The sequence below is a fragment of the Microbacterium sp. NPDC089188 genome (genome assembly GCF_040685155.1).
Lineage (GTDB): Bacteria > Actinomycetota > Actinomycetes > Actinomycetales > Microbacteriaceae > Microbacterium > Microbacterium galbum.
Genome location: NZ_JBFBHH010000004.1, coordinates 179,672 through 203,852, shown reverse-complemented (window position 1 = coordinate 203,852; position 24,181 = coordinate 179,672). Strand labels below are relative to the sequence as shown.

Sequence of the window (24,181 nt, the reverse complement as noted above, 5' to 3'; positions counted from 1 at the left end):
TGCGCACTCCGGGGCGACGATCGCCGGGGGGTCATCATGGGCAAGTTCATCTACGACGGCGACGTCAAAGTCGATTTCGAGGACCGTCTCCTTGCGCACCTCCAGGCGGTGATCATGGCCAAGGTGCGTCGCGGGGAGTCCTTCCCCTTCACCTGGAAGGACGACATCAGCACGGGCGGAGGACGGACGACGGTGTACATCCACCCCAACGTCTCCCTGGTGTTCAAGTACCACGGCAGCCGGACGCCGCAGCTGAGCCCGGCATGGCTGCACGCGCTCACCTACAACGCCAACTCCGGGCGGGGCCTCTACGTCATCCCCGAACCCGACGAGTTCTCGCCGCGCGAGAGCCTGCAGCGGGAGGAGATGGTCTTCCGCGAGGTGCCGAACGAGCAGGCCCCCGCCCCCGCGCAGTCCTGAGAACGGGAATGCTCGGCGGTCGCGCGGCGGTTACGACTCGCATGACCTCCTGGACCGATGCGAAGCCCTTCTTCGAGACGAACGCCGTCGCCCACCTGTCCACTCTCATGGCGGACGGCTCTCCTCACGGGATCCCGCTGTGGGTGGGTGTCGACGGGGAGCGTCTCATGATCTTCACCGAGGTGGACACGCTCAAAGACCGCAACATCCGGCGTGATCCCCGCGTCGCCATCTCGGTGACCGGCGCGGACAACCCCTACGCCATGGCGTTCGTGCGCGGCGAGGCGGTCGAACGCATCGAGGGCGAGGACACACTGCCGTACGTCGACCGCATCTCGACCCTTTATACGGGTGAACCGTACGGCCTTCGCGACGGCCTCGCCGTGTGGTTCATCGAGCCGCGCAAGGCGTGGTCGCGCATTTACGAGGACTGACCCTCAGAGCGCGAGCGGCAGGACCCCGAGCAGCAGGATCAGGGGGGCGATCACGGCGCCGAGCACGATGAAGCGACTCCAGCGCACCTCGACACCCGCCGCCACGAGCCGGTCGTGCCACAGCAGCGTCGCGAGCGACGCCCATGGCGTGACGATCGGCCCGGCGTTGACGCCGATCAGCAGCGCCGCCAGACGCACGGGGGAGCCCGCGACGAATTCCAGCGCGAGGTACGCGGGCAGGTTGTTGATGCCGTTGGCCACGAGCGCCCCGACTCCGGCGAGCTGCCAGAGCGACCCCAGGTCGTCGCCCGTGCCCGCGAGCACCGAGGTGACCCGTCCGATGCCGAGGGCCTCGAGGGCTCCGACCGCGAGGAACAGCCCGCCGGCGAACACGAGCAACGACCAGGGCACCAGCCGGATGCCGAGGCTCTTCGGCGCGCGCAGGGCGAACGCGACGACCAGCACGACGGCAGCGGCGACCGCCGGCATCCACGGTTCGAGACCGACCACGAGCAACGGCAGCAGCGCGAGCGTGACGATACCCGCCACGCGCAGGAGAACGGGGTCCGAGATGGTGGGGGCGGCGGCATCCGGGTAGGTCCGGGGGAGACGACGGAGGAAGACGACCGTCAGAACCACCACCGACACCGCGATCGCGATGACCGCGGAGGGACCGAGCAGGGCCAGGAACGCCACCGGATCGTGTCCCCCGCCGAGGGCCTCGGATGCCAACAGGTTGGTGAGGTTCGACACGGGCAGCACGAGCGAAGCGGTGTTCGCGAGTACCACGGTCACGAAGGCGAACGGCAGAGGATCCATCCTGCGTGCGACCGCCATGGCCACCACGACGGGTGTCAGCAGCACCGCGGTCGTGTCGAGGGAGAGGAAGGCGGTCGCCACGGTCGCGAGCAGCACGACGAGAGCCCACAACAGGGCGGTACGTCCTCGCGCGATCTTCGCCAGACGCGCCGCGACCACGTCGAAGAGCCCCGCTTTGGACGCCAGTTCCGCCACGATCGTCACGGCGACGACGAAGAGCAGGATCGGCCACACGCGATCGGCGACGGCGAGGGCGTCGGCGGCGGGGAAGGCGCCGGTGAGCAGCGCGATGATCCCGAGGATCCAGAGCACGCCGCCGATGATGGCCAGAGTCACCGCTCCACTATGGGGCACGTCCGGTGCGATCGAGGCCACGCCCGCCCGGTAGCCTGGAACAGACCCCTTCAGGAGATGTTCTGTGACTGATTTCCCCGCCGATGGCTTCGCCCTCTTCCCCGACCGTTCGGTCGTCGCCCTGCGCGTGAACGGGGAGCTGAAAGACCTGGCCACGACCGTGACGGCCGACGATCAGGTCGAGCCGGTCACCATCGACAGCGCCGACGGTCTCTCGATCCTGCGCCACTCGACGGCGCACGTGCTCGCGCAGGCCGTCCAGCGTGTCAAGCCCCAGGCCAACCTCGGCATCGGGCCGCCGGTCACCGACGGCTTCTACTACGACTTCCAGGTCGACGAGCCCTTCACCCCCGAGGACCTGAAGGTCATCAAGAAGGAGATGGAGCGCATCGTCCGCGAGAACCAGCGGTTCGTGCGCCGCGTCGTCTCCGACGACGAGGCTCGCGCCGAGCTCGCCGACGAGCCGTTCAAGCTCGAGCTGATCGGGCTGAAGGGCGGGTCCGCCGAGGCCGCCGAGGGCGCGTCCGTCGAGGTCGGCGCCGGCGAACTGACGATCTACGACAACGTCACACGCGACGGCGAGACCGCGTGGAAAGACCTGTGCCGCGGACCCCACGTGCCCGGCACCCGTCTGATCGGCAACGGCTGGGACCTCACGCGTATCGCCGGCGCCTACTGGCGCGGTAGTGAGAAGAACCCCCAGCTGCAGCGCATCTACGGCACCGCGTGGCCCACGAAAGACGAGCTGCGCGCGTACCAGCATCGCCTCGAGGAAGCCGCGAAGCGCGACCACCGCAAGCTCGGCAAGGAGCTCGACCTCTTCTCGTTCCCCGACGAGATCGGTCCGGGACTCTCGGTGTTCCACCCCAAGGGCGGCATCATCCGCTACGAGATCGAGCGCTACATGCGCGAGCGCCTGCTCGCGAGCGGGTACGAGGTCGTCAACACCCCGCACATCACCAAGGGCGACCTGTTCATGACGAGCGGGCACCTGCAGTGGTACGCGGACGGCATGTACCCCCCGATGGTCCTCGACGAGGTCGTGGATGCCGACGGGCACGTCTCGCGGGAGGGCCAGGAGTACTACCTCAAGCCCATGAACTGCCCGTTCCACAATCTGATCTTCCGCTCGCGCGGACGCAGCTACCGCGAGCTCCCCCTGCGCCTCAGCGAGTTCGGGTCGGTCTACCGCTACGAGAAGAGCGGGACCCTGTCGGGCCTCACGCGTGTGCGCGGCATGACCCAGGACGACACGCACATTTACGTCACGGCCGATCAGGTGAAGGACGAGCTGACCCACAGCCTCGACTTCGTGCTGCAGACGCTCCGCGACTACGGTCTCAACGACTTCTACCTCGAGCTGTCGACCAAGGAGGACGGCAACCCGAAGTTCATCGGCGACGACGCCCTCTGGACCGAGGCGACCGAGACCCTCCGCGAGGTCGCCGAGGCCTCCGGACTCGAGCTCGTTCCCGACCCGGGCGGGGCGGCGTTCTACGGACCGAAGATCTCGGTGCAGGCTCGAGACGCGATCGGCCGCACGTGGCAGATGTCGACGATCCAGCTCGACTTCAACCAGCCGGAGCGCTTCGAGCTCGAGTACACGGGCCCCGACGGCGAGAAGCACCGTCCTGTCATGATCCACCGCGCGCTGTTCGGGTCGGTCGAGCGCTTCTTCGCCATCCTGCTCGAGCACTACGCCGGGGCCTTCCCCGTGTGGCTCGCGCCGGTGCAGGTCGTGGCCGTGCCCGTCGCCGCCGAGTACGGCGACTACCTGCAGGGCATCGTCGCCGACCTCAAGACCAAGGGCGTGCGCGCCGAGGCCGACCACAGCGACGACCGCATGCAGAAGAAGATCCGCACCCACACCACGCAGAAGGTGCCGCTCATGCTGATCGCCGGCGAGCAGGACCGCTCCAACGGCACGGTGTCGTTCCGGTTCCGTGACGGCACGCAGCTCAACGGCATCCCGGTCGACGAGGCCGTGGCGCGGATCACCGGCGCGATCTCCGACCGCACGCTCGTCAACACCGCCGAGGACCTGGCATGACGGACGATCCGGATGCCGCCGCGGCGGGCCCGTCGCCGGTGACCGGCGCGACGGCCCCCGTCGGCGGGTCCGGATCTCCGACGACCGACGCTGAGCTCGTCGACGCGATGACCCTGCCCGGCGTTCCCGACGAGTTCCAGCGCCTGTGGACTCCGCACCGCATGGCGTACATCTCCGCGGGGCGGGAACCGATGGAGCGGAACTGTCCGTTCTGCGCGGCGCCGGACAAGAGCGATGAAGACGGGCTGATCGTCGCGCGCGGGAAGACCGCGTACGTGCTTCTGAACCTCTTCCCCTACAACTCGGGGCATCTGCTCGTGTGCCCGTACCGTCACATCGCCACGTACGATCAGGCGACCGACGAAGAGGTGGCCGAGATCGGTGCCCTCACCCAGCGCGGAATGCGGGTCCTGCGGGCGGTGTCGAACTGCGACGGTTTCAACCTGGGGATGAATCAGGGCGCGATCGCGGGGGCCGGGGTGGACGCTCACCTGCACCAGCACATCGTTCCGCGGTGGGCGTCGGATGCCAATTTCTTCCCCATCATCGCCAAGACGAAGGCGCTGCCGCAGTTGCTCGGCGACGTGCGTCGGACGGTGTCGGAGGCCTGGAACGCCTGAACCGGCGTCATCCACAACCCCGCTCGGCGCGGGCGGCCGCCTGGTTATGGTGTTCCGATGAACGCTCGGAATCGCCCCTTCGTGCTCACGCTGACACTGACCGCCGTCGTCGTGGCGACAACCGCGTGTCTTCCGCTTCCGAGCCCGCTCGACCGCGGAGAAGCCGGTGAGGTGTCCGCGGCGACCCCCACCGCGGCGCAGCCGTCCACGCCCGGCGACGAAGCGACCGCCGATCCTGACGACTTCGCCGACGTCTTCGCCGAACGGGACGAGTTCTTCCGCGCGCAGCAGCTGCCGATGGATGGCACGCCGCTGGTCGCGGTGACACCGGCTCAGCAAGACTTCATCGCGCAGCAGCGCGCGTACGTCGAACAGCAGGGGCTCGAGTGGACGGCATCCGATGAGAATCTCGCCCTCGCCCTCGCGGGCGACGCGTGCGAAACCGCGATCCTGAGCCGTCATCAGGTGGACTCGTCGACGCTCATCGCCCACGTGACCACGTCGCCGCTGTTCGCTCAGCTCATCCCCGCCGAGCTCGACGGCGACGCCCGCACGCAGGCGGAGGCCCCGATCGCGAGCGTGATGGTCTTCGGGACGACGTTCCTCTGTCCCGACGACGGTACGCAGTGGGTGGCCGCGTACCGCGAGGTGTACGGGGGCTGAGGCCTCGCCGCCCCGCGGCTCGCAGGTCGGGCTCGGTCCCTTCGACAGGCTCAGCGGCATCCGCTTGCGCAGGTCACGCACGCGGGTCGGCGCCTTCGACAGGCTCAGGGGCTCCGCTCGCGCGGGTCGCGCACGCGGGTCGGCGCCTTCGACGGGCTCAGAGGACTCGACGGGCCGACGAGAGCAGAACCGGTGGCCGAGCCCGTCGAAGCGGCAGGGCCGTCGCCGGGGTGCTAGCGCACCTGGCGCACGGCGAACTGCAGGCGCGGGTGGGCGTAGGCCTCTTGCGACTCGACGAGACGCAGCTCGCGCGAGCCCGACTCGTACGTGTTCGACAGCAGGTCGAAGACGCTCGACGCGGTGCGGGCCAACGCGTCGGCCGCATCGCCGGAGCGGCGGTAGTGCGCGGTGAAGAGCGCCGCGGTCACGTCGCCCGAGCCGTTCGCCTTCATGGGGATGAGGGGGGTCTGCACGATCCAGGCGCCGGCATCGTCGATCACCATCATCTCGATGGTGTCGGCCTCCCGGTCGGGGCGCTCGACGCTCGTGACCAGGACCGTGCGCGGGCCGCGCTCGCGCACGAGATCGGCGGATGCCAGGGTCGAATCGATGCTCCCGGGCTCGGTGCCGGTGAGGAAGCCGAGCTCGAACTGATTGGGCGTGATGATGTCGGCCACGGGCACCACGCGCTCGCGCAGCAGCTCGGGGATGGCCGGAGCGACGAAGCACCCCGACTTGGCGTTGCCCATCACGGGGTCGCAGGCGTAGACGGCATCCGGGTTGGCCTTCTTCACGCGCGAGACGGCGTCGATGATGACGTCTCCGATGCCCTCTCCGCCCTGGTAGCCCGAGAGCACCACGTCGATCTCGGGGAAGACACCGCGGTCCTCGATGCCGGCGATCACGGCGGCGACGTCGTCGGGCGAGATGAGCGGTCCGCGCCACGCGCCGTAACCGGTGTGGTTCGAGAAGTTCACCGTGTACACGGGCAGCACCTCGACGCCGATGCGCTGGAGAGGGAAGACGGCGGCGGAGTTGCCGACGTGCCCGTACGCGACGGCGGACTGGATCGAGAGAACCTTCATGCCTCGATCCTTCCACTTCCCGCGTCCGCGCGGAGCACCCGGCACGCACGCGCGAGATCGTCGGCCAGGGTGCGCGCCGAGGCCTCGTCGAGGTCGTGCACGGTCAACCGCAGGAACGCGCCGTGGTCGCCGTCGCCGAGGAAGAACGGGTCGCCCTCGCGCACCAGCCACCCGCGGCGCATGAGGTCCTCGCGGACGCGGGCAGCGGCGACCGGGAGCGGCACCCACAGGTTGAGACCGTCGCCGGGGGAGACGGGGACCCCTCTCTCGGTGAGCGCGCGGGCGAAAGCGGCGTTGCGCTCGGCATAGTGCACGGCGGCACGTTCGATCCCGGCGCGCACCCCCTCATCGGTGACGAGCGCCAGGGTCAGTCGCTGGAGGATGTGGCTCACCCACGTCGTGCCGGGGGTGAGCCGCACCGCGAGGCCGTCGGCGGTGTCGGCATCGGATGCCGTGACGGCCAGGCACGTGTCGGGTCCGAGGAACTTCGACATCGAGCGGATGCGCGCCCACCGCCGCTGCGCGGGGCCGATCACCGTGTGCAGCGGCGCGCGCGACAGCAGGGAGAAGTGGTCGTCTTCGATGACGAGCACGTACGGATGCTCGGCGAGCACCGCACGCAGCGCCGCGGCCCGGTCGGCGGTCAGGCTCGCCCCGGTGGGGTTGTGCGCGCGCGGGGTGACGACGACCGCGCGGATGCCGGCGGCCAGCGCCGCGCGGAGTCCCTCGACGGTCATGCCCTCGGCATCCACCGGGACGGGTACCGCGCGATAACCGCCGGTGCGCACGGTGTGCAGCGCCGAGAGGAAGCACGGGTCCTCGAGCGCCACCGCGTCGTCGCGTTGCAGCGCCTGCGCGAGCAGCCGCTCGATCGCATCACTCGCGCCGCTGGTGACGGTGATGCGCGTGTCGTCGTGGGGGAGCTGATCGGTCATCCACTGACGCGCCCACGCCTCGAGTCCGGGGTCGATGACCGGCTCGCCGTAGAGCACGGGACGCGCGGAGCGGGCGAGGGCCGCGGTCGGGTCGGGGATGAGGGCGGGATCGGGATTGCCCGTGCCGACGTCGCGCAGCACGGTGTCGGGCGCGTAGCCCTCCTGGGCCACGGCGGCGCGGTCGGCCACCCGGGTGCCGCCTCGACCGCGCGCCTCGACGAGCCCCGCCTGCGCGAGCTGGCGATACGCCGCCACGACGGTGTTGCGGTTCACGCCCAGCTCGGCCGCGAGCGTGCGGACGGGAGGCAAAAGGGTGCCCGGGGGCAGCTCGCCGCGTTCGATGCGCGTGCGGAGCCCGGCGGCGATCTCGGATGCCGAGCGCCCGGTGATGTCGATGGTCATGTGCCCCCCGGAGTCGACGTCCAGCCTATGTCCTGAGCCATGCTACGGTTTGGCCTAAGCCAATAGATCGCGCCCCGAAGCGCGGAACGGAGCAGTCATGACCGACACCGGAACCTCCCGCGTCAAGCGGGGACTCGCCGAGATGCTCAAGGGCGGCGTCATCATGGACGTCGTCACCGCCGAGCAGGCCCGCATCGCCGAAGACGCGGGCGCGGTCGCCGTGATGGCGCTCGAGCGCGTGCCCGCCGACATCCGCGCCCAGGGCGGCGTGGCGCGCATGAGCGACCCCGACCTGATCGACGACATCATCGCTTCGGTGTCGATCCCCGTCATGGCCAAGGCGCGCATCGGCCACTTCGTCGAGGCGCAGATCCTGCAGGAGCTCGGCGTCGACTACATCGACGAGTCCGAGGTGCTCTCGCCCGCCGACTACGTCAACCACATCGACAAGTGGAACTTCACCGTGCCGTTCGTGTGCGGCGCGACCAACCTCGGCGAGGCGCTCCGGCGCATCACCGAGGGCGCGGCGATGATCCGGTCCAAGGGCGAGGCCGGCACGGGAGACGTGTCGGAGGCGACGAAGCACATCCGCACGATCCGCTCGGAGATCAACGCCCTGCGCGCGAAGACCAAGGACGAGCTCTACGTCGCGGCGAAGGAGCTGCAGGCCCCGTACGACCTCGTCGCCGAGATCGCGGAGACCGGCGAGCTGCCCGTCGTGCTCTTCACCGCCGGGGGAGTGGCGACTCCCGCCGACGCCGCCATGATGATGCAGCTCGGCGCCGACGGCGTGTTCGTGGGCTCGGGCATCTTCAAGTCGGGCAACCCCGCCCAGCGCGCCGCGGCGATCGTCAAGGCGACCACGTTCCACGACGACCCGAAGATCGTGGCGGAGGCGTCGCGGGGACTCGGCGAGGCGATGGTCGGCATCAACGTCGCCGACCTCCCCGCCCCCCACCGCCTGGCCGAGCGTGGCTGGTAACGGTCCCCGCGTCGGCGTCCTCGCCCTGCAGGGCGATGTGCGCGAGCACCTCGCCGTGCTGACCACCCTCGGAGCCGACGCGCAGCCCGTGCGTCGGCCCGAGGAGCTCGCCGCCGTGGAGGGCCTCGTGCTCCCCGGCGGCGAGTCGAGCGTCATCGACAAGCTCGCGCGCGCCTTCGGCCTGTTCGACCCGATCCGCCAGGCGATCACCGACGGGATGCCGATGTACGGCACCTGCGCCGGGCTCATCCTCCTCGCCGATCGCATCGACGGCGCCATCGCCGGCCAGCGCACCTTCGGCGGAATCGACGCGCGGGTGACCCGCAACGCCTTCGGCTCCCAGACGCAGTCCTTCGAGACCGACCTGGAGGTGCCCGCGCTCGGCAGTCCGCCGGTGCACGCGGTGTTCATCCGCGCGCCCGCGGTCGTGGAGTGGGGCCCGGATGCCGAGCCCCTGGCATCCCTCCCCGATGGGCGCGTCGTGGCGATCGAGCAGGGAGCGCTGCTCGGAACGGCTTTCCATCCGGAGTCGACGGGGGAGACCCGCTTCCACGAACGGTTCCTGCACCGCGTGCGCAACCGACGCGGCGCAGGCCGTGTCGCACCGTAAACTGGAGCAATGTCCGGACATTCCAAATGGGCCACGACCAAGCACAAGAAGGCGGTCGTCGACGCCCGCCGCGCGAAGTCGTGGGCCAAGCTCATCAAGAACATCGAGGTCGCGGCCAAGCTCGGCGGTGCCGACCTGCAGGGCAACCCGACCCTCTTCGACGCCGTTCTGAAGGCCAAGAAGACCTCGGTCCCCAAAGACAACATCGATCGCGCGATCAAGCGCGGCGCGGGCATCGGCGGCGAGGCCGTCGAGTACGCCTCCATCATGTACGAGGGCTACGGTCCCAACGGCGTCGCGTTCCTCATCGAGTGTCTGACCGACAACAAGAACCGTGCGGCCGCCGAGGTGCGCACAGCTCTCAGCCGCAACGGCGGCACCCTCGCCGATCCGGGCAGCGTCGCGTACAACTTCAGCCGTAAGGGCGTCATCGTGGTCCCCGCCGAGGGCACCAGCGAGGACGACGTCATGCTCGCGGTCCTCGAGGCCGGCGCCGAGGAGGTCGAGCCCCACGGCGAGGGCTTCGGCGTGATCACCGAGGCGAGCGACCTCGTGTCCGTGCGCAGCGCCCTGCAGGACGCCGGGATCGAGTACGACTCCGCCGACGTCGAGTTCGTCCCCTCGCTCAAGGTGGAGGTCGACGCCGACACCGCCCGCAAGGTGTTCCGCCTCATCGACGCGCTCGAAGACAGCGACGACGTGCAGAACGTCTACACGAACTTCGACATGACGCCCGAGGTGCAGGCCGAGCTCGAGAACGACGAGTAAGGGCGCGCCCTTCTCCGCGACACGGCCCCTGCGCTTAGCGTGGGGGCCGTGTCCCGTTCTCTGCGCGTCCTCGGCATCGATCCCGGCCTCACGCGCTGCGGTATCGGGATCGTGGACGTCTCGCCGAACCGCACCGCGTCGCTCGTGCATGTCGGCGTCGCGCGGTCGGCGCCCGGCGACCCGATCGAGAAACGTCTCGCGGCCATCGCCGTCGGCATCCGGGAGGTGCTCGTCGCCCACCAGCCGCACGTGGTCGCCGTCGAGCGCGTCTTCGCACAGAACAACCGGCACTCGGTGATGGGAACCGCCCAGGCGAGCGGCATCGCGCTGCTCCTGGCCGCCGAGCACGGACTGACCGCGGCGACGCACACCCCCAGCGAGGTGAAGGCGGCGATCACGGGGTACGGCGCCGCCGACAAGGTGCAGGTGCAGACCATGGTCGCGCGCGTGCTGCGCCTCGACACGCTGCCCCAGCCGGCCGACGCCGCCGACGCGCTCGCGATCGCCCTCTGCCACGCCTGGCGCGGCGGCCCGGCGACCCCCTCGGCGGAGGCCGCCCTCACGCCTGCTCAGCGGGCCTGGCGGGATGCCGAGAAGCGACGTTCTCCACAGCCCCGTGTCGCTCGAACACATGTACGAACGCCCGGCGTAGGCTGATCGCATGATCTCTTCGCTGCATGGGTCGGCGGCGCACGTCGCCGACGATTCGCTCGTGGTCGTCGTCGGAGGCGTGGGCTTCTCGGTCGCCGTGACCGCGCAGTTCGCGCGGACGGTTCACCTCGGCGACGATGTGCACCTGCACACGAACCTCATCGTGCGAGAAGACGCCCTGTCCCTCTACGGCTTCGAGACGCGGGAAGAGCTCACGGTCTTCACCCAGCTCATCAGCGTGACCGGCGTCGGACCGAAATCGGCCCTCGGGGTGTTGTCCTCCCTGACCGTGCCGCAGATCGCGCAGGCCGTCGCCGACGACGACGACGCTCCCTTCCGTCGCGTGTCGGGGATCGGCCCCAAGACCGCCAAGCTCATCGTCGTGCAACTCGCCGGGAAGCTCGCCGTCACGCCCGCGTCCGCGCCCGCCGCCGTCGCGCCGCACGGCCAGATCCCCGTCCAGGTCACCCAGGCGCTCATCGGCCTCGGGTGGACCGAGCGCACCGCGGCCGAGGCCGTGGCATCCGTCGCCGAGAACGCCTCCGAGGCCGACCGCGCCTCCGTCCAGGCCCTGCTGCGCCTGACGCTGGCGCTGCTCGGTCCGGCACGGAAGGAGAGCGTGGGTGGCTGACGTCCGCGACGCCGGCACCCCCGACGACGAGACCGAACTCGCGATCGAAGGAGCCCTCCGCCCCACCTCGCTCGCAGAGTTCGTCGGTCAGCAGAAGGTGCGCGGGCAGCTGCAACTCCTGCTCGATGCCGCGCGCATCCAGCAGCGCTCGCCCGACCACATCTTGCTGTCCGGCCCTCCTGGGCTCGGCAAGACCACCCTGGCCATGATCGTGGCGCATGAGAGCGGACGTCCTCTGCGCCTCTCCAGCGGGCCGGCGATCCAGCACGCGGGTGACCTCGCGGCGCTGCTGTCGTCGCTCACGCCGGGAGAAGTGCTGTTCATCGACGAGATCCACCGGATGGCGCGCTCCGCCGAAGAGATGCTGTACCTGGCGATGGAGGATTTCCGCATCGACATCATGGTCGGCAAGGGGGCGGGTGCCACGAGCATTCCCCTCGACCTGTCTCCGTTCACCCTGGTCGGAGCGACCACGCGCGCGGGCCTGCTCCCCAACCCCCTGCGGGACCGTTTCGGCTTCACCGCGCACCTGGAGTACTACGAACCCGAAGAACTCGAGCAGGTGGTCTCGCGGTCAGCGGCCATGCTCGACGTCGGCCTGCCGGGTACCGCGCGCTCCGAGATCGCCCGACGTTCGCGGGGCACGCCGCGCATCGCCAACCGCCTGCTCCGGCGCGTGCGCGACTACCTGGTGGTCCACGGCCCCTCGGCGGGCGCCGAGGACGGCGATGCGGACGTGCGCACGGTCGGCGCCGCCCTCGATCTCTACGACGTGGATGCCATCGGGCTCGATCGCCTCGACCGAGCGGTCCTCGACGCCGTCGTGCGTCGATTCCGCGGCGGACCGGTGGGTCTCAGCACGCTCGCGGTGGCCGTCGGCGAAGAACCCGAGACCATCGAGTCGGTCGTGGAGCCCTACCTCGTCCGTATCGGTTTCATGGGACGCACGCCGCGCGGACGCGTCGCCACCCCCGAGGCATACGACCACCTCGGCGCCCCTCACCCCGACGGCCTGCTCCGGTTCAGCCAGGGGTCATGACCTATACTCGGCGAGGGATTCCCCGACCCCCGCTTGACTCACGCTAGGCAGTGCCGCACGGCGCGCCTGACTCGAAAGGTGCACCGCCTCGATGGATATCGCCCGGTTCTTCGCTGATTACGGCATCGTCATCCTGCTCATCGCCCTGCTGATCTTCATGTTCTACAGCTCGCGGCGCCGCATGCAGAAGCAGAAGGCGGAGCTCGAGAAGAAGTCGCGCGAGACCGTTCCCGGCGCTGAGGTGCTCCTGCAGGGCGGCCTCTACGGCACCGTCGTCGAGTACGACGGCGTCGACCTCGACAAGCCCGCCCTGGTCGAGATCGCCCCCGGTGTGGTCATCAAGGTGCACAGCCAGGCCGTGCTGCGCATCGTCGACCCCGCTCAGGGCGCCGTCACCGAAGACGAGTTCATCGAGGCGGAGGAGACCGAGGCCGAGTACGTCGCCGGGGTCGCCGACGGTGACATCACCTCGATCAGCGACGACCAGCGCGCCGCCCGCCAGCACGCGGCCGACCCCGACCAGACCGACAAGGACCGCCCGCAGGCCTGACGCCCGCTCCGCCGTTCCCGCCCGCCGCACAGAAAGCCGACTCCGTGGCGCCCTCGACCCCTGTCCGTCATGCCTGGCGCGTACTGACCGGATTGCTCGCCATCGTCGGCGTGCTCTTCGGCATCAACGCGCTGGGCGTGTACGTCTTCAACGCAAGTTCCTGGACGCCCGAGCTCGCGCTCGACCTCCAGGGCGGGACGCAGATCATCCTGCAGGCCCAGACGACCGACGGGGCGGCCCCCGACAGCGAACAGCTGGCCCAGGCCGTCACGATCATCCGTCAGCGCGTCGACGCCTCGGGCGTCGGTGAGGCCGACGTCGCCACCGAGGGCGGGCGCAACATCGTCGTGCAGATCCCCGGTCAGGCCGACGACGCCACGCGTCAGCGCATCCAGAGCTCCGCACAGCTCCAGCTGCGGCCCGTGCTGTTCACGGGTTCGCCGGCGACGTCGTTCGTGGGCGAGGACGGCAACAACACTCCGTACCCGACGCCCGACCCGAGCCTGCCGGCGACGCCCACCGCGTCGCCGACCAACGCGAGCGACCCCGCGTACATCACTCCCGCCCTCCAGGCCGAGTTCCTCTCCTACGAATGCGCCAACCCGCCGTCCAACCCCGCGCAGGCCCCGGCCGATCAGCCGATGATCACCTGCGACGTCAACGGGCAGGCGAAGTACATCCTCGGCCCGGTCGAGCTCGACGGAAACGACATCTCCGACGCCACCAACGGCCAGGAGCAGAACACGGGCCAGTGGGCCGTCAACCTCGTCTTCAACGACCAGGGCACCCAGAAGTTCGCCGACGTGAGCCAGCGTCTGTACGGAGCGCAGGCCCCGTTCAACCAGTTCGCCTTCGTCCTCGACGGCAGCGTGCTGTCGGCCCCGTCGATGAACGGCATCATCGTCGACGGTCGACCCAGCATCACCGGAAGCTTCACGCAGGAGTCGTCGAAGGCCCTCGCCGACCAGCTGAAGTACGGTGCCCTGCCGTTGAGCTTCACCGTCGTCAGCTCCGACACCGTCTCGGCCACCCTCGGCTCCCAGCAGCTCCAGGTCGGCTTCATCGCCGGGCTCATCGGCCTCGGTCTCGTGGCGATCTACTCGCTGATCGTGTACCGCGCCCTGGGCACCGTGATCATCGCGTCTCTCGCCGTGATGGCGGTGTTGACGTATCTCGCCCTGTGCATCCTGGCCTGGCGCGCGGGCTTCCGACTGTCCCTCGCCGGCGTCGCGGGCCTGATCGTGACGATCGGCTTCACGGCAGACTCGTTCATCGTCTACTTCGAACGCATCCGCGACGAGCTGCGCGACGGCAAGTCGATCACCGCGGCCGTCGAAGACGGATGGTCGCGCGCCAAGCGCACGATCTACATCTCGAAGTCGATCAACGTCCTCGCCGCCGTCGTGCTGTACATCCTGGCGGATGCCACGGTGAAGGGCTTCGCGTTCACGCTCGGACTCACGACCGCGATCGACGTCCTCATCTTCATCCTCTTCACGCACCCGGTCATGCAGCTGCTCGCGCGCACGCGTTTCTTCGGCTCCGGCCACCCGCTCTCGGGTATGGACCCGAACGCGCTCGGCGCGGTGTACCGGGGCCGTGCGCAGTTCCGCGCCCCAGTGGCCGATGCCGGTCGCGCCAAGCGGTCGCGCGGCGAAGCTCAGCGCCGCCAGACGATCGCTGAGCGCAAGCAGGCGGAACTCGCGGCCGCCGCGCGCGGCGATAGCGGCTCCACGAAGGAGGGAAGCGACTGATGCGCTCCATGTCGCAGCTCGGTAACGACCTCTACTCCGGGAAGACCTCCTTCCCGTTCGTGCAGCGTCGTCGCCTGTGGTTCATCATCGCGGCGGTCCTCGTGATCGGCGCCGCTCTCGTGCCGCTGTTCCGGCCCGTGCAGTTCTCGATCGAGTTCACCGGCGGGTCGCAGTTCACCGTGTCGAACCCGACCTCCTTCGATCAGGCCCTCGCAACCGACGCGGTCACCTCGGTCGTTCCGGGAGCGACGACCCGCGTCACGACGATCAGCGACCAGGCCGTTCGCGTGCAGACCGACCAGCTCGGCAGCGACGAGACGCAGGCCGTCTCGGCCGCCCTGGCCAGCGCGTACGACGTTCCTGCGTCGGAGGTCACCGACTCCTTCATCGGTCCCACCTGGGGTGCCGACGTCACGCGTCAGTCGTTGTGGGGTCTGTCGATCTTCCTCGCGCTGACATTCCTCATCCTCGCCCTGTACTTCCGCACGTGGAAGATGTCGGTCGCCGCGATCATCGGCCTCGTCGATGTTCTCGTCATCACGATCGGCGTCTACGCGGTCTTCGGTTTCGAGATCTCGCCCGCTGCCGTGATCGGCTTCCTCACGATCCTCTCCTACGCGCTCTACGACACCACCGTCGTCTTCGACAAGGTGCGGGAGAACACGAGAGAAGACGGGGAGATCTCCGGCCGCACGTTCGCCGAGTCGGTCAACCTCGCGGCGAACCAGACGCTGATCCGCTCCATCAACACGACCGTGGTCGCGATCCTGCCCGTCGGCGCGATCCTGTTCATCGGTGTACCGCTGGGAGCGCGGACGCTCAGCGACATCTCGCTGTCGATCTTCGTCGGCACCATCGTCGCGGCCTACTCGACCCTGTTCGTCGCCGTCCCGATGTACGCCCTGCTGCGCGAAGGCGAGAAGCCGATCGCCCAGCGCGATCAGCGCGTGCGCGCCGCCCGGGAGAAAGCCGGCATTCCGGCCTGATCACCGCAGCACCCCCGCGTACGCCCATCGTGCGCGCGTGAGCTCCCCCGACGTGCCCTCTTCGGCACGTCGGGGGAGCGTAGACTTGATCGACTGGCCGTGAGGAAGGGGTGACGATGACAGAGACCGCCTCTTCTGCGCCGCCGCCGTCATCGCTGCGACGCCTGGTTCCGCGCATCTTCTCGCGCGCCGCCCGCCGCGACGACGTCGACAAACTGCTGCGAACTGTCCGTACGCATCACCCCAAGGGCGACCTCGCGATCATCGAGCGCGCATACGCCGTTGCCGACAAGGCGCACGACGGTCAGAAGCGCCAGAGCGGCGAGCCCTACATCACGCACCCGCTCGCGGTCGCGCAGATCCTCGCCGAGCTGGGGCTCGGACCGAAGGCGATCGCCGCCGCCCTCCTGCACGACACGGTAGAGGACACGGGCTACCCGCTCGATGAGCTCGCGGCCGACTTCGGCGACGAGGTCGCCATGCTCGTCGACGGGGTCACCAAGCTCGACAAGGTCAAGTACGGCGACAGCGCTCAGGCCGAGACGGTGCGCAAGATGATCGTGGCGATGTCGAAAGACATCCGCGTCCTGCTCATCAAACTCGCCGACCGTCTTCACAACGCGCGCACGTGGGGCTTCGTGCCCCCGCACAAGGCCGCGAAGAAGGCCACCGAGACGCTGGAGATCTATGCGCCCCTGGCGCACCGTCTCGGCATCCAGGCCATCAAGAGCGAGCTCGAGGACCTCTCGTTCGCGGTCATGCATCCCAAGCTGTACGCCGAGATCGACAGCCTGGTGAAGCAGCGCACCCCGCAGCGCGAGCAGTACGTGCAGAACGTGATCGACGCGGTCGACGCCGATCTGCGCGAACTCCGCGTGCGCGGTCGGGTCATGGGCCGCCCGAAGCAGTTGTACTCCGTGTACCAGAAGATGGTCGTACGCGGCCGCGAGTTCGACGACATCTACGACCTCATCGGCATCCGCATCCTGGTCGGCACGGTTCGCGACTGCTACGCCGTGCTCGGCGCCATCCACGCGCGATGGACGCCCCTTCCCGGGCGGTTCAAGGACTACATCGCCACGCCCAAATTCAATCTCTATCAGTCGCTGCACACGACGGTGATCGGTCCCGGCGGTCGTACCGTCGAGATCCAGATCCGCACGAACGAGATGCACCAGCAGGCCGAGTTCGGTGTCGCCGCGCACTGGAAGTACAAAGAGCGCATGGCGGGCGGCAAGGCGGATGCCAAGGCCGTCGACGCCGACATGGCGTGGATCGCGCACATCTCCGACTGGCAGGCCGAAACCGCCGACCCGGGGGAGTTCCTCGACTCGCTGCGCTTCGAGATCGGCGCGAAAGAGGTCTACGTCTTCACGCCGAAGGGCCGGGTGGTCGGCCTTCCGACCGGGGCGACTCCGGTCGACTTCGCCTACGCCGTGCACACCGAGATCGGTCACCGCACGATGGGCGCCAAGGTCAACGGCCGCCTCGTGCCGCTCGAGTCGACCCTGCAGAGCGGCGACGTCGTCGAGGTGTTCACCTCGAAGAACCCCGACGCCGGCCCCAGCCAGGACTGGCTCGGATTCGTCAAGAGCACCCGCGCGCGCAACAAGATCCGCGGCTGGTTCACGAAGGAACGCCGCGAAGAGGCGATCGAGCAGGGTAAGGACTCCATCGCCCGCGCGATGCGGCGGCAGAACCTGCCGCTCCAGCGCCTGATGAACCAGGATTCCTTCACCGAGGTCGCCCGCGGTTTCCACTACGAGGACGTCTCGGCGCTGTACGCGGCCGTGGGCGAGGGGCACGTCTCCACCCAGTCGGTGATCGAGAAGGTCACCGCGCTGGTCAGCGCCGAGGAGACCAACACCGGACCGATCGACATCCCGGTGGGCCGCAGCCGCGCACCGCGCGGTGGCGATTCGGGTGTGCTCGTCCGTGGAGCGCCCGACATCCTGGTCAAGCTCGCCAAGTGCTGCACGCCGGTTCCGGGCGACGAGATCGTCGGCTTCGTGACACGGGGCAGCGGCGTCTCGGTGCACCGGGGCGACTGCACCAACGTGCGGTCGCTGAAGGAGGAGCCCGACCGTCTCATCGATGTCGAGTGGGCCCCCACGACGAAGAGCGTGTTCCTGGTGCAGATCCAGGTCGAGGCTCTCGACCGCTCCGGCCTGCTGAGCGATGTGACGCGCGTGCTCAGCGAGCATCACGTCAACATCCTGTCCGCGACGGTGTCCACGACGAACGATCGACTCGCGCTGAGCAAGTTCGTCTTCGAGATGGGCGACACCGTCCACCTCGACCGCGTGCTCAATGCCGTGCGGCGCATCGACGCCGTGTACGACGTGTACCGCGTCACTTCGTCGTAGGCCGGGGATCCGCCACCCGACGACCTCGCGTCAGTCGTCGGCATCCGCCCCGACCCCTTCCGCAGGGACGGCACCCGCGTCAGCGACGGCACGGAGCAGACGTGTGGCGCGGTGGACATGCGGAAACCGCGGATGCCGCTCGAACCAGACCTCGGCATCCCTTCGAAGCAGCGGGTCGCGGTACGCCCATGCCCGCGCCGCGGCGATCTCCTCGCGGGCGTCGGATCGGGCCAGATCGACGAGCGTCCGCGCGGGGGTGCTGACGGGAACCCCGGCGACCGACATGATGTCGTCGGCCGGGAGGCGCACGTCGTGGAACACGGCGCGAAGGTCGCATCCCGCGCGGACACGGGCGGCGCGGACGCGTTGCAGGTGATGGATCGCCGGCTCCTGGGCGATGCCACCGTGCACCCATGCCGCGGTCAGACGGATGGCTGCCCACCGATCGCCGAGCAGGGGCGCCACACTGCGCGCGCGCATCCACTTCGTCTCCGCCGCGTCAGCGGGCATGTAGCCCTCGCCCAGAGGAACGAGCGCCCCGTCGAGGCACGCCGCCGTGAGCTCGGCGAGCGAGAGTCTTTCGTCGGCGAAGAAGAGAAAGGGCGACACCATCCCGCCAGTGTGGCGGAGCGGTGTCGCCCCTGACGGCGAACCGTCGGATCTGTGGAGAGCTGGTCAGCCGCCCAGGGCGCGCAGCCAGGTACGACGCGCCTCGAGCGCCTCCGAGGCCTGCGCGGCGGCACGCTTGTCGCCGCGTGCCTCGGCCTCGGCGACCTCGGCCTCGAGCTTGTCGATCGCGTCGGTGAGCTGACGCGTCATGTCGTTCGCACGCGCCTTCTGCTCCGGATCGTTGCGCTTCCAGTCAGCGTCTTCGCGCGTGCGCACGGACTGCTCGATCTTGCGGAGCTCGTCGTCGAGGGTACGTTCCTTGTCGCGCGGGAAGATACGACCGATCTCGTCCCACTGCCGCTGGATCGCCGTGAGCTTCTGACGGGCCGTCGCGAGGTTCTTCTCGTCGACGATGGGCGCCGCCTGCTCGAGCAGGGCGCGCTTCTGCTCGATCTTCTCCTTGGACGCTTCGGCGTCAGCCGTCTCGCGCTCGATGCGAGCACCGTACAGCGCGTCACCGGCCGCCTTGAACCGCGCCCACAGGGCGTCGTCGACCTTGCGGCCCGCGCGGCCCGAAGCCTTCCAGGCATCGAGCAGATCGCGGTACGCCCCGATGCCGTCCTCCCCGCGGGGAGCGAGCGCCTCAGCGCGCTCGACGAGGCGGGTCTTCGCCTCGCGGGCGGCCTTGTGCGTCTCATCGAGCGACGAGAAGAACTCCCGCCGGTGGCGGTCGACCGTCGCACGGGCGTCGCGGAAACGACGCCACAGCTGCTGCGCCGTGGACTTCGACAGACGCGGGCCGTTCTGCTGATGGGCCTGCCACCGGTCGAACAGGGCCGCCATGTCGGCGGTCATCTGCTTCCACTGCACCGACTGCGGATCGCGGGCGGCCAGGGCCTCGGCCTCTTCGACGATCGCGGTGCGCTCGCGCACCGCCTCCTCGGATGCCTGCTTGTTGGCGACGGCCTCGGTCTCGCTCGCCTCGGCGAGCTCGGCCGTGAGGGCGTCGACGCGGCCGAGGAGGGCGCCGAGGTCGCCGACCGCGGCGGCCCCGTCGAGCTTCGCACGCAGCGTCTTCGCGGTCGATCGGAGATCGGATGCCGAGGCTCCGCCGCGACGATGACGGGTCTCGAGCAGCGTCACCTCGCCGGCCAGGTCGGCGAACTTGCGCTGGAAGTAGGCGAGGGCCTCCGCGGGGGTGCCGTCGGGGTACTGACCCACGACGCGCCAGCCGTCGCCCTCTCGGACCGAGACCGTGCCCTCGTCGTCGACGCGACCCCAGGGCTGGCTCGCCGTCTTCGACGCCGTGGCGCCGGGCGGGGGACCGGGGATGCGTGCGCCCGGTACGGGGCGCGCGGCGGGCTGCGGCGCGGCGGGGGTGTCCGCAGCCTCGGGCGCATCGGCTGCCGGTTCGGCGGACTCGGCGTCGGCGGTCTCGGCCTCGGCGGTGCCGGGCTCATCCGAGGAGGAGCCCGCCGCGTCATCAGTCGGCTCGGGCGCAGCCTCGGCCGCGTCGACGGCGTCCGTCGACTCGTCGGCGGGGGTCGCGGCATCCGCCGACTCGTCGGTCGCGGAGGAGGCCGAAGGCGCGGGCGCCTCGGCATCCGTGATGTCGGCCGCGATCTCGGTCGCGGCGGGATCGACCTCGGGGGTGCTCGCGTCGTCGCGCGGGTCGGAGGTCTCGGGGGAGGGAACGGAAGTCACGGGTAGCACCTCATCGCGGCAGAACCGCCTGGGGGAGAAGGACCCTCCGAGCCTAGTACGAGCGGCCGCGCCGCCACAGGTGCGTGGACCGCGGGGGATAGGCGTCGACCTTCTCGCCGCCGACGAGGCGGCGGGTCAGGGAGCCGTCGTCGGAGCTGTGGTCGGCGACGCGGGCGACTCGGTCACGGGTGCAGACGGGCTCTGCGCCGGTGCGGGCGCGCCCGGGCCGGCGACGAAGTACGCCGTCTGCGCACCGACCGCCCCGGCGATGACGACGAGACCGATCACGACGCCGAGCACGTCGTCGCGGGTGCGACGGCGGCGCTGACGCTCGTGAAGGGCGACGCGGACCTGATAGGCGCGGGCTCGCTCGCGTTGTTCCCGCGTCTGCCGGTCTTTCCCGCGCGTCGCCACATCGACCTCCTCCGCCCGCCACCGGGCTCCTCGATCCTACAAAGCCCGCGAGCAGGCGTCCGCGGGGCCGCCGCGCTCGGGACCGGTGTCGGAGGCCGCGGTTAGCCTGGAGGGGTGACACCCTCCTCCGCGCTGTTCCAGGGCCAGACGCCGCTCGCGGTCCGGATGCGCCCGGTGAGCCTCGACGAGGTGGCGGGTCAGGGGCATCTGCTGCGCCCCGGGTCGCCGCTCGTCACCCTCGCCACCACCGATTCCTCGGCATCCGGGGCTGCGGTGTCCGTCATCCTCTGGGGTCCGCCCGGCACCGGCAAGACGACCCTGGCTCAGGCCATCGCGCGCTCGTCGGGGCGACGGTTCGTGGAGCTCTCGGCCATCACCGCAGGGGTGAAAGACGTGCGGGAGGTCATGCAGGAGGCGCTGACGCAGCGCGATCTGTACGGACAGTCCACCATCCTGTTCCTCGACGAGATCCACCGCTTCACCAAGGCGCAGCAGGACGCCCTCCTCCCCGGCGTCGAGAACGGGTGGGTGGTGCTGATCGCGGCGACCACCGAGAACCCGTCGTTCTCGGTCATCTCGCCCCTGCTGTCGCGGTCGCTGCTGCTGACCCTGCGCCCGCTCGGCGACGACGACCTGGGCGCGCTCGTCGATCGCGCGGTCACCGACCCGCGCGGTCTCGCCGGACGCGTCGTGCTCGACGACGACGCCCGAGCCGCACTCGTGCGACTGGCATCCGGCGACGCGCGCCGCGCGCTCACCGCGCTCGAGGCCGCTGCGTCGGTCGCGGGCGACGACGGGGGATCCCCGAGCGACGTCACCCGCTCGGGAGGGGACGAGGACGACGAGGACGACGACGGGGCCCCGTTCGAGCTGACGGAGACGGAGCCACCCGTCATCACGGCCGACCACATCGCGCAGGCCGTCGATCGCGCTCTGCTCCGTTACGACCGCCAGGGCGACGAGCACTACGACGTCATCAGCGCCTTCATCAAGTCGGTGCGCGGCTCCGACCCGGATGCCGCGATCCACTACCTCGCGCGAATGATCGAGGCAGGCGAAGACCCCCGGTTCATCGCGCGCCGACTGATCATCTCCGCCGCGGAGGACATCGGCATGGCCGACCCGCAGGCGTTGCAGATCGCCGTGGCCGCCGCAGACGCCGTCGCCTTCATCGGTATGCCCGAAGGGCGCATCCCGCTCGCCGAGGCGACGATCTACCTCGCGACCACGGCCAAGTCGAACGCCGCGTACAACGCCATCAACGCCGCGATCGCCGATGTGCGAGCCGGCGGGTTCGGGCGCGTGCCGATGCACCTGCGCGACGCCCACTACCCGGGCGCCAAGCGGCTCGGACACGGCAAGGGATACAAGTACGCCCACGACAGCGAGATCGGCATCGTCGCCCAGCAGTACCTTCCCGACGAACTCCGCGGGCGCCGGTATTACGAGCCGACCACCCACGGCACCGAACGCGACGTATCGGCGCGGTTGGAGAAGATCAGACGCATCCTCGAGGGGAAGTGACGCGTGCAGGGGTTCCCCGGGGCGCTCTGATAGCATGAACCGGCTCGAAACAGGGTTTTCGGGCATCCCCTCCTTTCTGTGATCACCTTCCGACGCGCCCCGGCGTGCGCGTCGGATCGGGCGGAAGGGGGCGATACGCCCGTGAGCCGTGAAAGGCGCGGCCACGTCACCGGAAGGAGAACTTCGTGACCACGAAGTCTCAGGACCGCCGCAAGGTGCGTCTGTCGCGCGCCCTCGGCGTCGCACTCACCCCCAAGGCCGCCCGCTACCTCGAGAAGCGTCCCTACGCTCCCGGCGAGCACGGTCGCACCAAGCGCAAGGCCGACAGCGACTACGCCGTCCGTCTGCGCGAGAAGCAGCGTCTGCGCGAGCAGTACGGCATCCGCGAGAAGCAGCTGCGCATCGCGTTCAACGAGGCCCGCCGCACCGACGGCCTGACCGGTGAGAACCTGGTCGAGCTGCTCGAGATGCGTCTGGACGCCCTCGTCGTGCGTTCGGGCTTCGCCCGCACCACCGCGCAGGCCCGTCAGCTCGTCGTGCACCGCCACATCATGGTCGACGGCCAGCTCGTGGACCGCCCGTCGTTCCGCGTGAAGCCGGGTCAGCAGATCCACGTCAAGCCCAAGAGCGAGGGTCTCGAGCCCTTCCAGGTCGCCGCCGCCGGCGGGCACGCCGAAGTGCTGCCCCCCGTCCCGGGCTACCTCGAGGTCGACCTCTCGACGCTGCAGGCGAAGCTCGTGCGTCGCCCCAAGCGCGCCGAGGTGCCCGTCACGTGTGACGTGCAGCTCGTCGTCGAGTACTACGCCGCCCGCTGATCCCAGCGAGCAGAGAAGGGCGTCGGGTTCTCCCGGCGCCCTTCGCGGTTTCAGGACGCGCTCTCGCGCTGCCCTCCGTCGTCCGGGTCGCGCTCTCGCGCGGCCCTCTGTCGTCTGGGATGCGCTCTCGCGCGACTCTCTGCCGTCCGGGTCGCGCTCACGCGCGGCCCCTTGTCGCTTCTGGGGCCGTTGGCGGCCTGCGGAGCTGACGCTGCAGTGTGCGGCGAACATCGATCGCCGCCGTTCGATTGCCCGAGGGCGGATCATGCCCGGCCCCACCGCCCATCTGCGGCAAACGAACGAAGACGCCGCGCGCTCGACCGCCCCAGAACGCCGCCCCTCACCGAGCCACCGACCACCCGCGGCAACCCGAACGAAGACGCCGCGCGCTCGTTCGCCCCGGATCGCCGGCTCCCGCTGAGCCACCGACCACCCGCGCCAAACGAACGAAGACGCCACGCGCTAGCTCGCCCCAGAATGCCGCCCCTCACCGAGCCACCGACCACCCGCGGCAATCGCACGCAGAGGTGCCGGTCCTGCTGCCCCGGTCGGCACCCACGCGAGTGTGCGGTCGCGTCCGGTACGCGGTGGACTCCGGGGAGTCGGCATCCACAGGTCTCTTGCACGAGGCACGGGGGCCGTCGCCTACGATGAAGGATGCCGCGACCGCGGCGTCGCCTCGAGGAAGAAGTCGTGATCGTGAAAAGCCTCTTCTGGTTCGCGCTGGGGATCGCCGGCGGATTCGTCGCCGCGCATCTCGTCAACAAGGACCCCCGCGGTCAGGAGTTGCTCGCCCAGCTCGATTCGCGGATCGGGGAGTTCACCGACCACATGAGCGACGCCTACCACCAGCAGGAGACCCGCCTGTCGGAGATCATCGACGACGCCAAGGGCGTCGCCGCCTCCGCGGTCGACCGGGCCTCCGAGGCGATCGGCGACGCCGCCGCCTCCGCGAAGACCGCGGCATCCTCGACCGACTGACCTCCCCGGCATCCG

General features: G+C 69.8%; 24 protein-coding genes. 18 read left to right on the top strand and 6 right to left on the bottom strand.

Annotation, left to right across the window (positions count from 1 at the left end):
• Positions 1–36: 36 nt before the first annotated feature.
• Together AB0N80_RS14040 and AB0N80_RS14035 are read left to right on the top strand one after the other, a co-directional pair.
• Positions 37–420 (top strand): ATP-dependent DNA ligase, encoded by a 384-nt coding sequence (locus AB0N80_RS14040; protein ID WP_315995725.1) that lies wholly within the window; start codon positions 37–39, stop codon positions 418–420.
• A 41-nt stretch (positions 421–461) separates the two neighbouring features.
• Positions 462–854, top strand: a complete 393-nt coding sequence (locus AB0N80_RS14035; RefSeq protein WP_363579038.1) for a TIGR03618 family F420-dependent PPOX class oxidoreductase — start codon at positions 462–464, stop codon at positions 852–854.
• A 3-nt stretch (positions 855–857) separates the two neighbouring features.
• Here AB0N80_RS14035 and AB0N80_RS14030 read toward each other — a convergent pair whose 3' ends face one another.
• On the bottom strand, positions 858–2,009 hold the full coding sequence (locus tag AB0N80_RS14030) for an SLC13 family permease (RefSeq protein WP_363579037.1): 1,152 nt from the start codon (positions 2,007–2,009) through the stop codon (positions 858–860).
• Positions 2,010–2,091: 82 nt separating this feature from the next.
• On the opposite strand from AB0N80_RS14030, the gene thrS reads away from it, so the two are divergent.
• The 3 genes from thrS (at position 2,092) to AB0N80_RS14015 (ending at position 5,360) form a co-directional block, all read left to right on the top strand.
• Positions 2,092–4,077: a threonine--tRNA ligase gene (gene thrS / locus AB0N80_RS14025; protein ID WP_363579036.1), complete on the top strand. Its 1,986-nt coding sequence runs from the start codon at positions 2,092–2,094 to the stop codon at positions 4,075–4,077.
• 107 nt (positions 4,078–4,184) lie between these two features.
• Positions 4,185–4,697 (top strand): HIT domain-containing protein, encoded by a 513-nt coding sequence (locus tag AB0N80_RS14020; RefSeq protein WP_363579394.1) that lies wholly within the window; start codon positions 4,185–4,187, stop codon positions 4,695–4,697.
• 57 nt (positions 4,698–4,754) lie between these two features.
• Complete coding sequence (locus AB0N80_RS14015) at positions 4,755–5,360, top strand: hypothetical protein (RefSeq protein WP_363579035.1); 606 nt, start codon at positions 4,755–4,757, stop codon at positions 5,358–5,360.
• Positions 5,361–5,593: 233 nt separating this feature from the next.
• On the opposite strand, the gene pdxY is transcribed toward AB0N80_RS14015, so the two are convergent.
• A complete protein-coding gene (gene pdxY, locus AB0N80_RS14010; protein WP_363391577.1) occupies positions 5,594–6,445 on the bottom strand; it encodes a pyridoxal kinase PdxY in 852 nt (283 codons plus the stop codon).
• A complete protein-coding gene (locus AB0N80_RS14005) occupies positions 6,442–7,782 on the bottom strand; it encodes an aminotransferase class I/II-fold pyridoxal phosphate-dependent enzyme (protein WP_315995731.1) in 1,341 nt (446 codons plus the stop codon). The genes pdxY and AB0N80_RS14005 overlap by 4 nt, the downstream gene beginning before the upstream one ends.
• A 97-nt stretch (positions 7,783–7,879) precedes the next feature.
• Between AB0N80_RS14005 and pdxS the strand changes: the two genes are divergently transcribed.
• From pdxS to AB0N80_RS13955, 10 genes are all read left to right on the top strand, one after another.
• Positions 7,880–8,764, top strand: coding sequence for a pyridoxal 5'-phosphate synthase lyase subunit PdxS (gene pdxS / locus AB0N80_RS14000; protein WP_174799665.1), 885 nt, complete (start codon positions 7,880–7,882; stop codon positions 8,762–8,764).
• A complete protein-coding gene (gene pdxT / locus AB0N80_RS13995; RefSeq protein ID WP_315995733.1) occupies positions 8,754–9,374 on the top strand; it encodes a pyridoxal 5'-phosphate synthase glutaminase subunit PdxT in 621 nt (206 codons plus the stop codon). The genes pdxS and pdxT overlap by 11 nt, the downstream gene beginning before the upstream one ends.
• Before the next feature lie 9 nt (positions 9,375–9,383).
• Entirely contained in the window at positions 9,384–10,142 is a 759-nt protein-coding gene (locus AB0N80_RS13990; RefSeq protein ID WP_315995734.1) for a YebC/PmpR family DNA-binding transcriptional regulator, read from the top strand.
• Between the two features lie 48 nt (positions 10,143–10,190).
• Positions 10,191–10,799, top strand: a complete 609-nt coding sequence (gene ruvC, locus AB0N80_RS13985; protein WP_363579034.1) for a crossover junction endodeoxyribonuclease RuvC — start codon at positions 10,191–10,193, stop codon at positions 10,797–10,799.
• A 4-nt stretch (positions 10,800–10,803) separates the two neighbouring features.
• Complete coding sequence (gene ruvA, locus AB0N80_RS13980) at positions 10,804–11,424, top strand: Holliday junction branch migration protein RuvA (RefSeq protein ID WP_363579033.1); 621 nt, start codon at positions 10,804–10,806, stop codon at positions 11,422–11,424.
• On the top strand, positions 11,417–12,463 hold the full coding sequence (gene ruvB / locus AB0N80_RS13975; RefSeq protein ID WP_315995737.1) for a Holliday junction branch migration DNA helicase RuvB: 1,047 nt from the start codon (positions 11,417–11,419) through the stop codon (positions 12,461–12,463). Before ruvA ends, ruvB begins: the two co-directional genes overlap by 8 nt.
• Positions 12,464–12,554: 91 nt before the next feature.
• Entirely contained in the window at positions 12,555–13,013 is a 459-nt protein-coding gene (locus AB0N80_RS13970) for a preprotein translocase subunit YajC (protein WP_298872885.1), read from the top strand.
• Positions 13,014–13,057: 44 nt separating this feature from the next.
• Positions 13,058–14,767 carry a protein translocase subunit SecD gene (gene secD, locus AB0N80_RS13965; RefSeq protein ID WP_363579032.1) on the top strand — a complete coding sequence of 570 codons (1,710 nt, stop codon included), beginning with the start codon at positions 13,058–13,060 and terminating at the stop codon, positions 14,765–14,767.
• Positions 14,767–15,753, top strand: a complete 987-nt coding sequence (secF, locus tag AB0N80_RS13960) for a protein translocase subunit SecF (RefSeq protein WP_315995739.1) — start codon at positions 14,767–14,769, stop codon at positions 15,751–15,753. The genes secD and secF overlap by 1 nt, the downstream gene beginning before the upstream one ends.
• A gap of 116 nt (positions 15,754–15,869) precedes the next feature.
• The gene (locus tag AB0N80_RS13955) at positions 15,870–18,119 is read left to right on the top strand and encodes a bifunctional (p)ppGpp synthetase/guanosine-3',5'-bis(diphosphate) 3'-pyrophosphohydrolase (RefSeq protein WP_315995740.1); all 2,250 of its coding nucleotides are present in this window, start codon (positions 15,870–15,872) and stop codon (positions 18,117–18,119) included.
• A gap of 30 nt (positions 18,120–18,149) precedes the next feature.
• Here AB0N80_RS13955 and AB0N80_RS13950 read toward each other — a convergent pair whose 3' ends face one another.
• The 3 genes from AB0N80_RS13950 to AB0N80_RS13940 form a co-directional block, all read right to left on the bottom strand.
• Positions 18,150–18,731, bottom strand: a complete 582-nt coding sequence (locus AB0N80_RS13950; protein ID WP_315995741.1) for a type IV toxin-antitoxin system AbiEi family antitoxin — start codon at positions 18,729–18,731, stop codon at positions 18,150–18,152.
• 63 nt (positions 18,732–18,794) lie between these two features.
• Positions 18,795–20,432 carry a DUF349 domain-containing protein gene (locus AB0N80_RS13945; protein ID WP_363579031.1) on the bottom strand — a complete coding sequence of 546 codons (1,638 nt, stop codon included), beginning with the start codon at positions 20,430–20,432 and terminating at the stop codon, positions 18,795–18,797.
• A gap of 135 nt (positions 20,433–20,567) precedes the next feature.
• Positions 20,568–20,846, bottom strand: coding sequence for a dioxygenase (locus AB0N80_RS13940; RefSeq protein ID WP_363579030.1), 279 nt, complete (start codon positions 20,844–20,846; stop codon positions 20,568–20,570).
• A 114-nt stretch (positions 20,847–20,960) separates the two neighbouring features.
• On the opposite strand from AB0N80_RS13940, the gene AB0N80_RS13935 reads away from it, so the two are divergent.
• The 3 genes from AB0N80_RS13935 (at position 20,961) to AB0N80_RS13925 (ending at position 24,166) form a co-directional block, all read left to right on the top strand.
• Positions 20,961–22,370 carry a replication-associated recombination protein A gene (locus tag AB0N80_RS13935; RefSeq protein ID WP_363579029.1) on the top strand — a complete coding sequence of 470 codons (1,410 nt, stop codon included), beginning with the start codon at positions 20,961–20,963 and terminating at the stop codon, positions 22,368–22,370.
• Between the two features lie 185 nt (positions 22,371–22,555).
• Complete coding sequence (rpsD, locus tag AB0N80_RS13930; RefSeq protein ID WP_076675537.1) at positions 22,556–23,185, top strand: 30S ribosomal protein S4; 630 nt, start codon at positions 22,556–22,558, stop codon at positions 23,183–23,185.
• Between the two features lie 693 nt (positions 23,186–23,878).
• Positions 23,879–24,166 (top strand): ATPase, encoded by a 288-nt coding sequence (locus AB0N80_RS13925; RefSeq protein ID WP_315995745.1) that lies wholly within the window; start codon positions 23,879–23,881, stop codon positions 24,164–24,166.
• Positions 24,167–24,181 lie beyond the last annotated feature (15 nt).

Coding starts and splice junctions, on each gene's coding strand:
- AB0N80_RS13990 (WP_315995734.1), top strand. CDS start 9,384: ATGTCCGGACATTCCAAATGGGCCACGACCAAGCACAAGAAGGCGGTC.
- AB0N80_RS14020 (WP_363579394.1), top strand. CDS start 4,185: ATGACCCTGCCCGGCGTTCCCGACGAGTTCCAGCGCCTGTGGACTCCG.
- secF (WP_315995739.1), top strand. CDS start 14,767: ATGCGCTCCATGTCGCAGCTCGGTAACGACCTCTACTCCGGGAAGACC.
- AB0N80_RS13955 (WP_315995740.1), top strand. CDS start 15,870: ATGACAGAGACCGCCTCTTCTGCGCCGCCGCCGTCATCGCTGCGACGC.
- AB0N80_RS14005 (WP_315995731.1), bottom strand. CDS start 7,782: ATGACCATCGACATCACCGGGCGCTCGGCATCCGAGATCGCCGCCGGG.
- ruvA (WP_363579033.1), top strand. CDS start 10,804: ATGATCTCTTCGCTGCATGGGTCGGCGGCGCACGTCGCCGACGATTCG.
- pdxS (WP_174799665.1), top strand. CDS start 7,880: ATGACCGACACCGGAACCTCCCGCGTCAAGCGGGGACTCGCCGAGATG.
- AB0N80_RS14040 (WP_315995725.1), top strand. CDS start 37: ATGGGCAAGTTCATCTACGACGGCGACGTCAAAGTCGATTTCGAGGAC.
- AB0N80_RS13950 (WP_315995741.1), bottom strand. CDS start 18,731: ATGGTGTCGCCCTTTCTCTTCTTCGCCGACGAAAGACTCTCGCTCGCC.
- pdxY (WP_363391577.1), bottom strand. CDS start 6,445: ATGAAGGTTCTCTCGATCCAGTCCGCCGTCGCGTACGGGCACGTCGGC.
- AB0N80_RS14035 (WP_363579038.1), top strand. CDS start 462: ATGACCTCCTGGACCGATGCGAAGCCCTTCTTCGAGACGAACGCCGTC.
- AB0N80_RS14015 (WP_363579035.1), top strand. CDS start 4,755: ATGAACGCTCGGAATCGCCCCTTCGTGCTCACGCTGACACTGACCGCC.
- AB0N80_RS13970 (WP_298872885.1), top strand. CDS start 12,555: ATGGATATCGCCCGGTTCTTCGCTGATTACGGCATCGTCATCCTGCTC.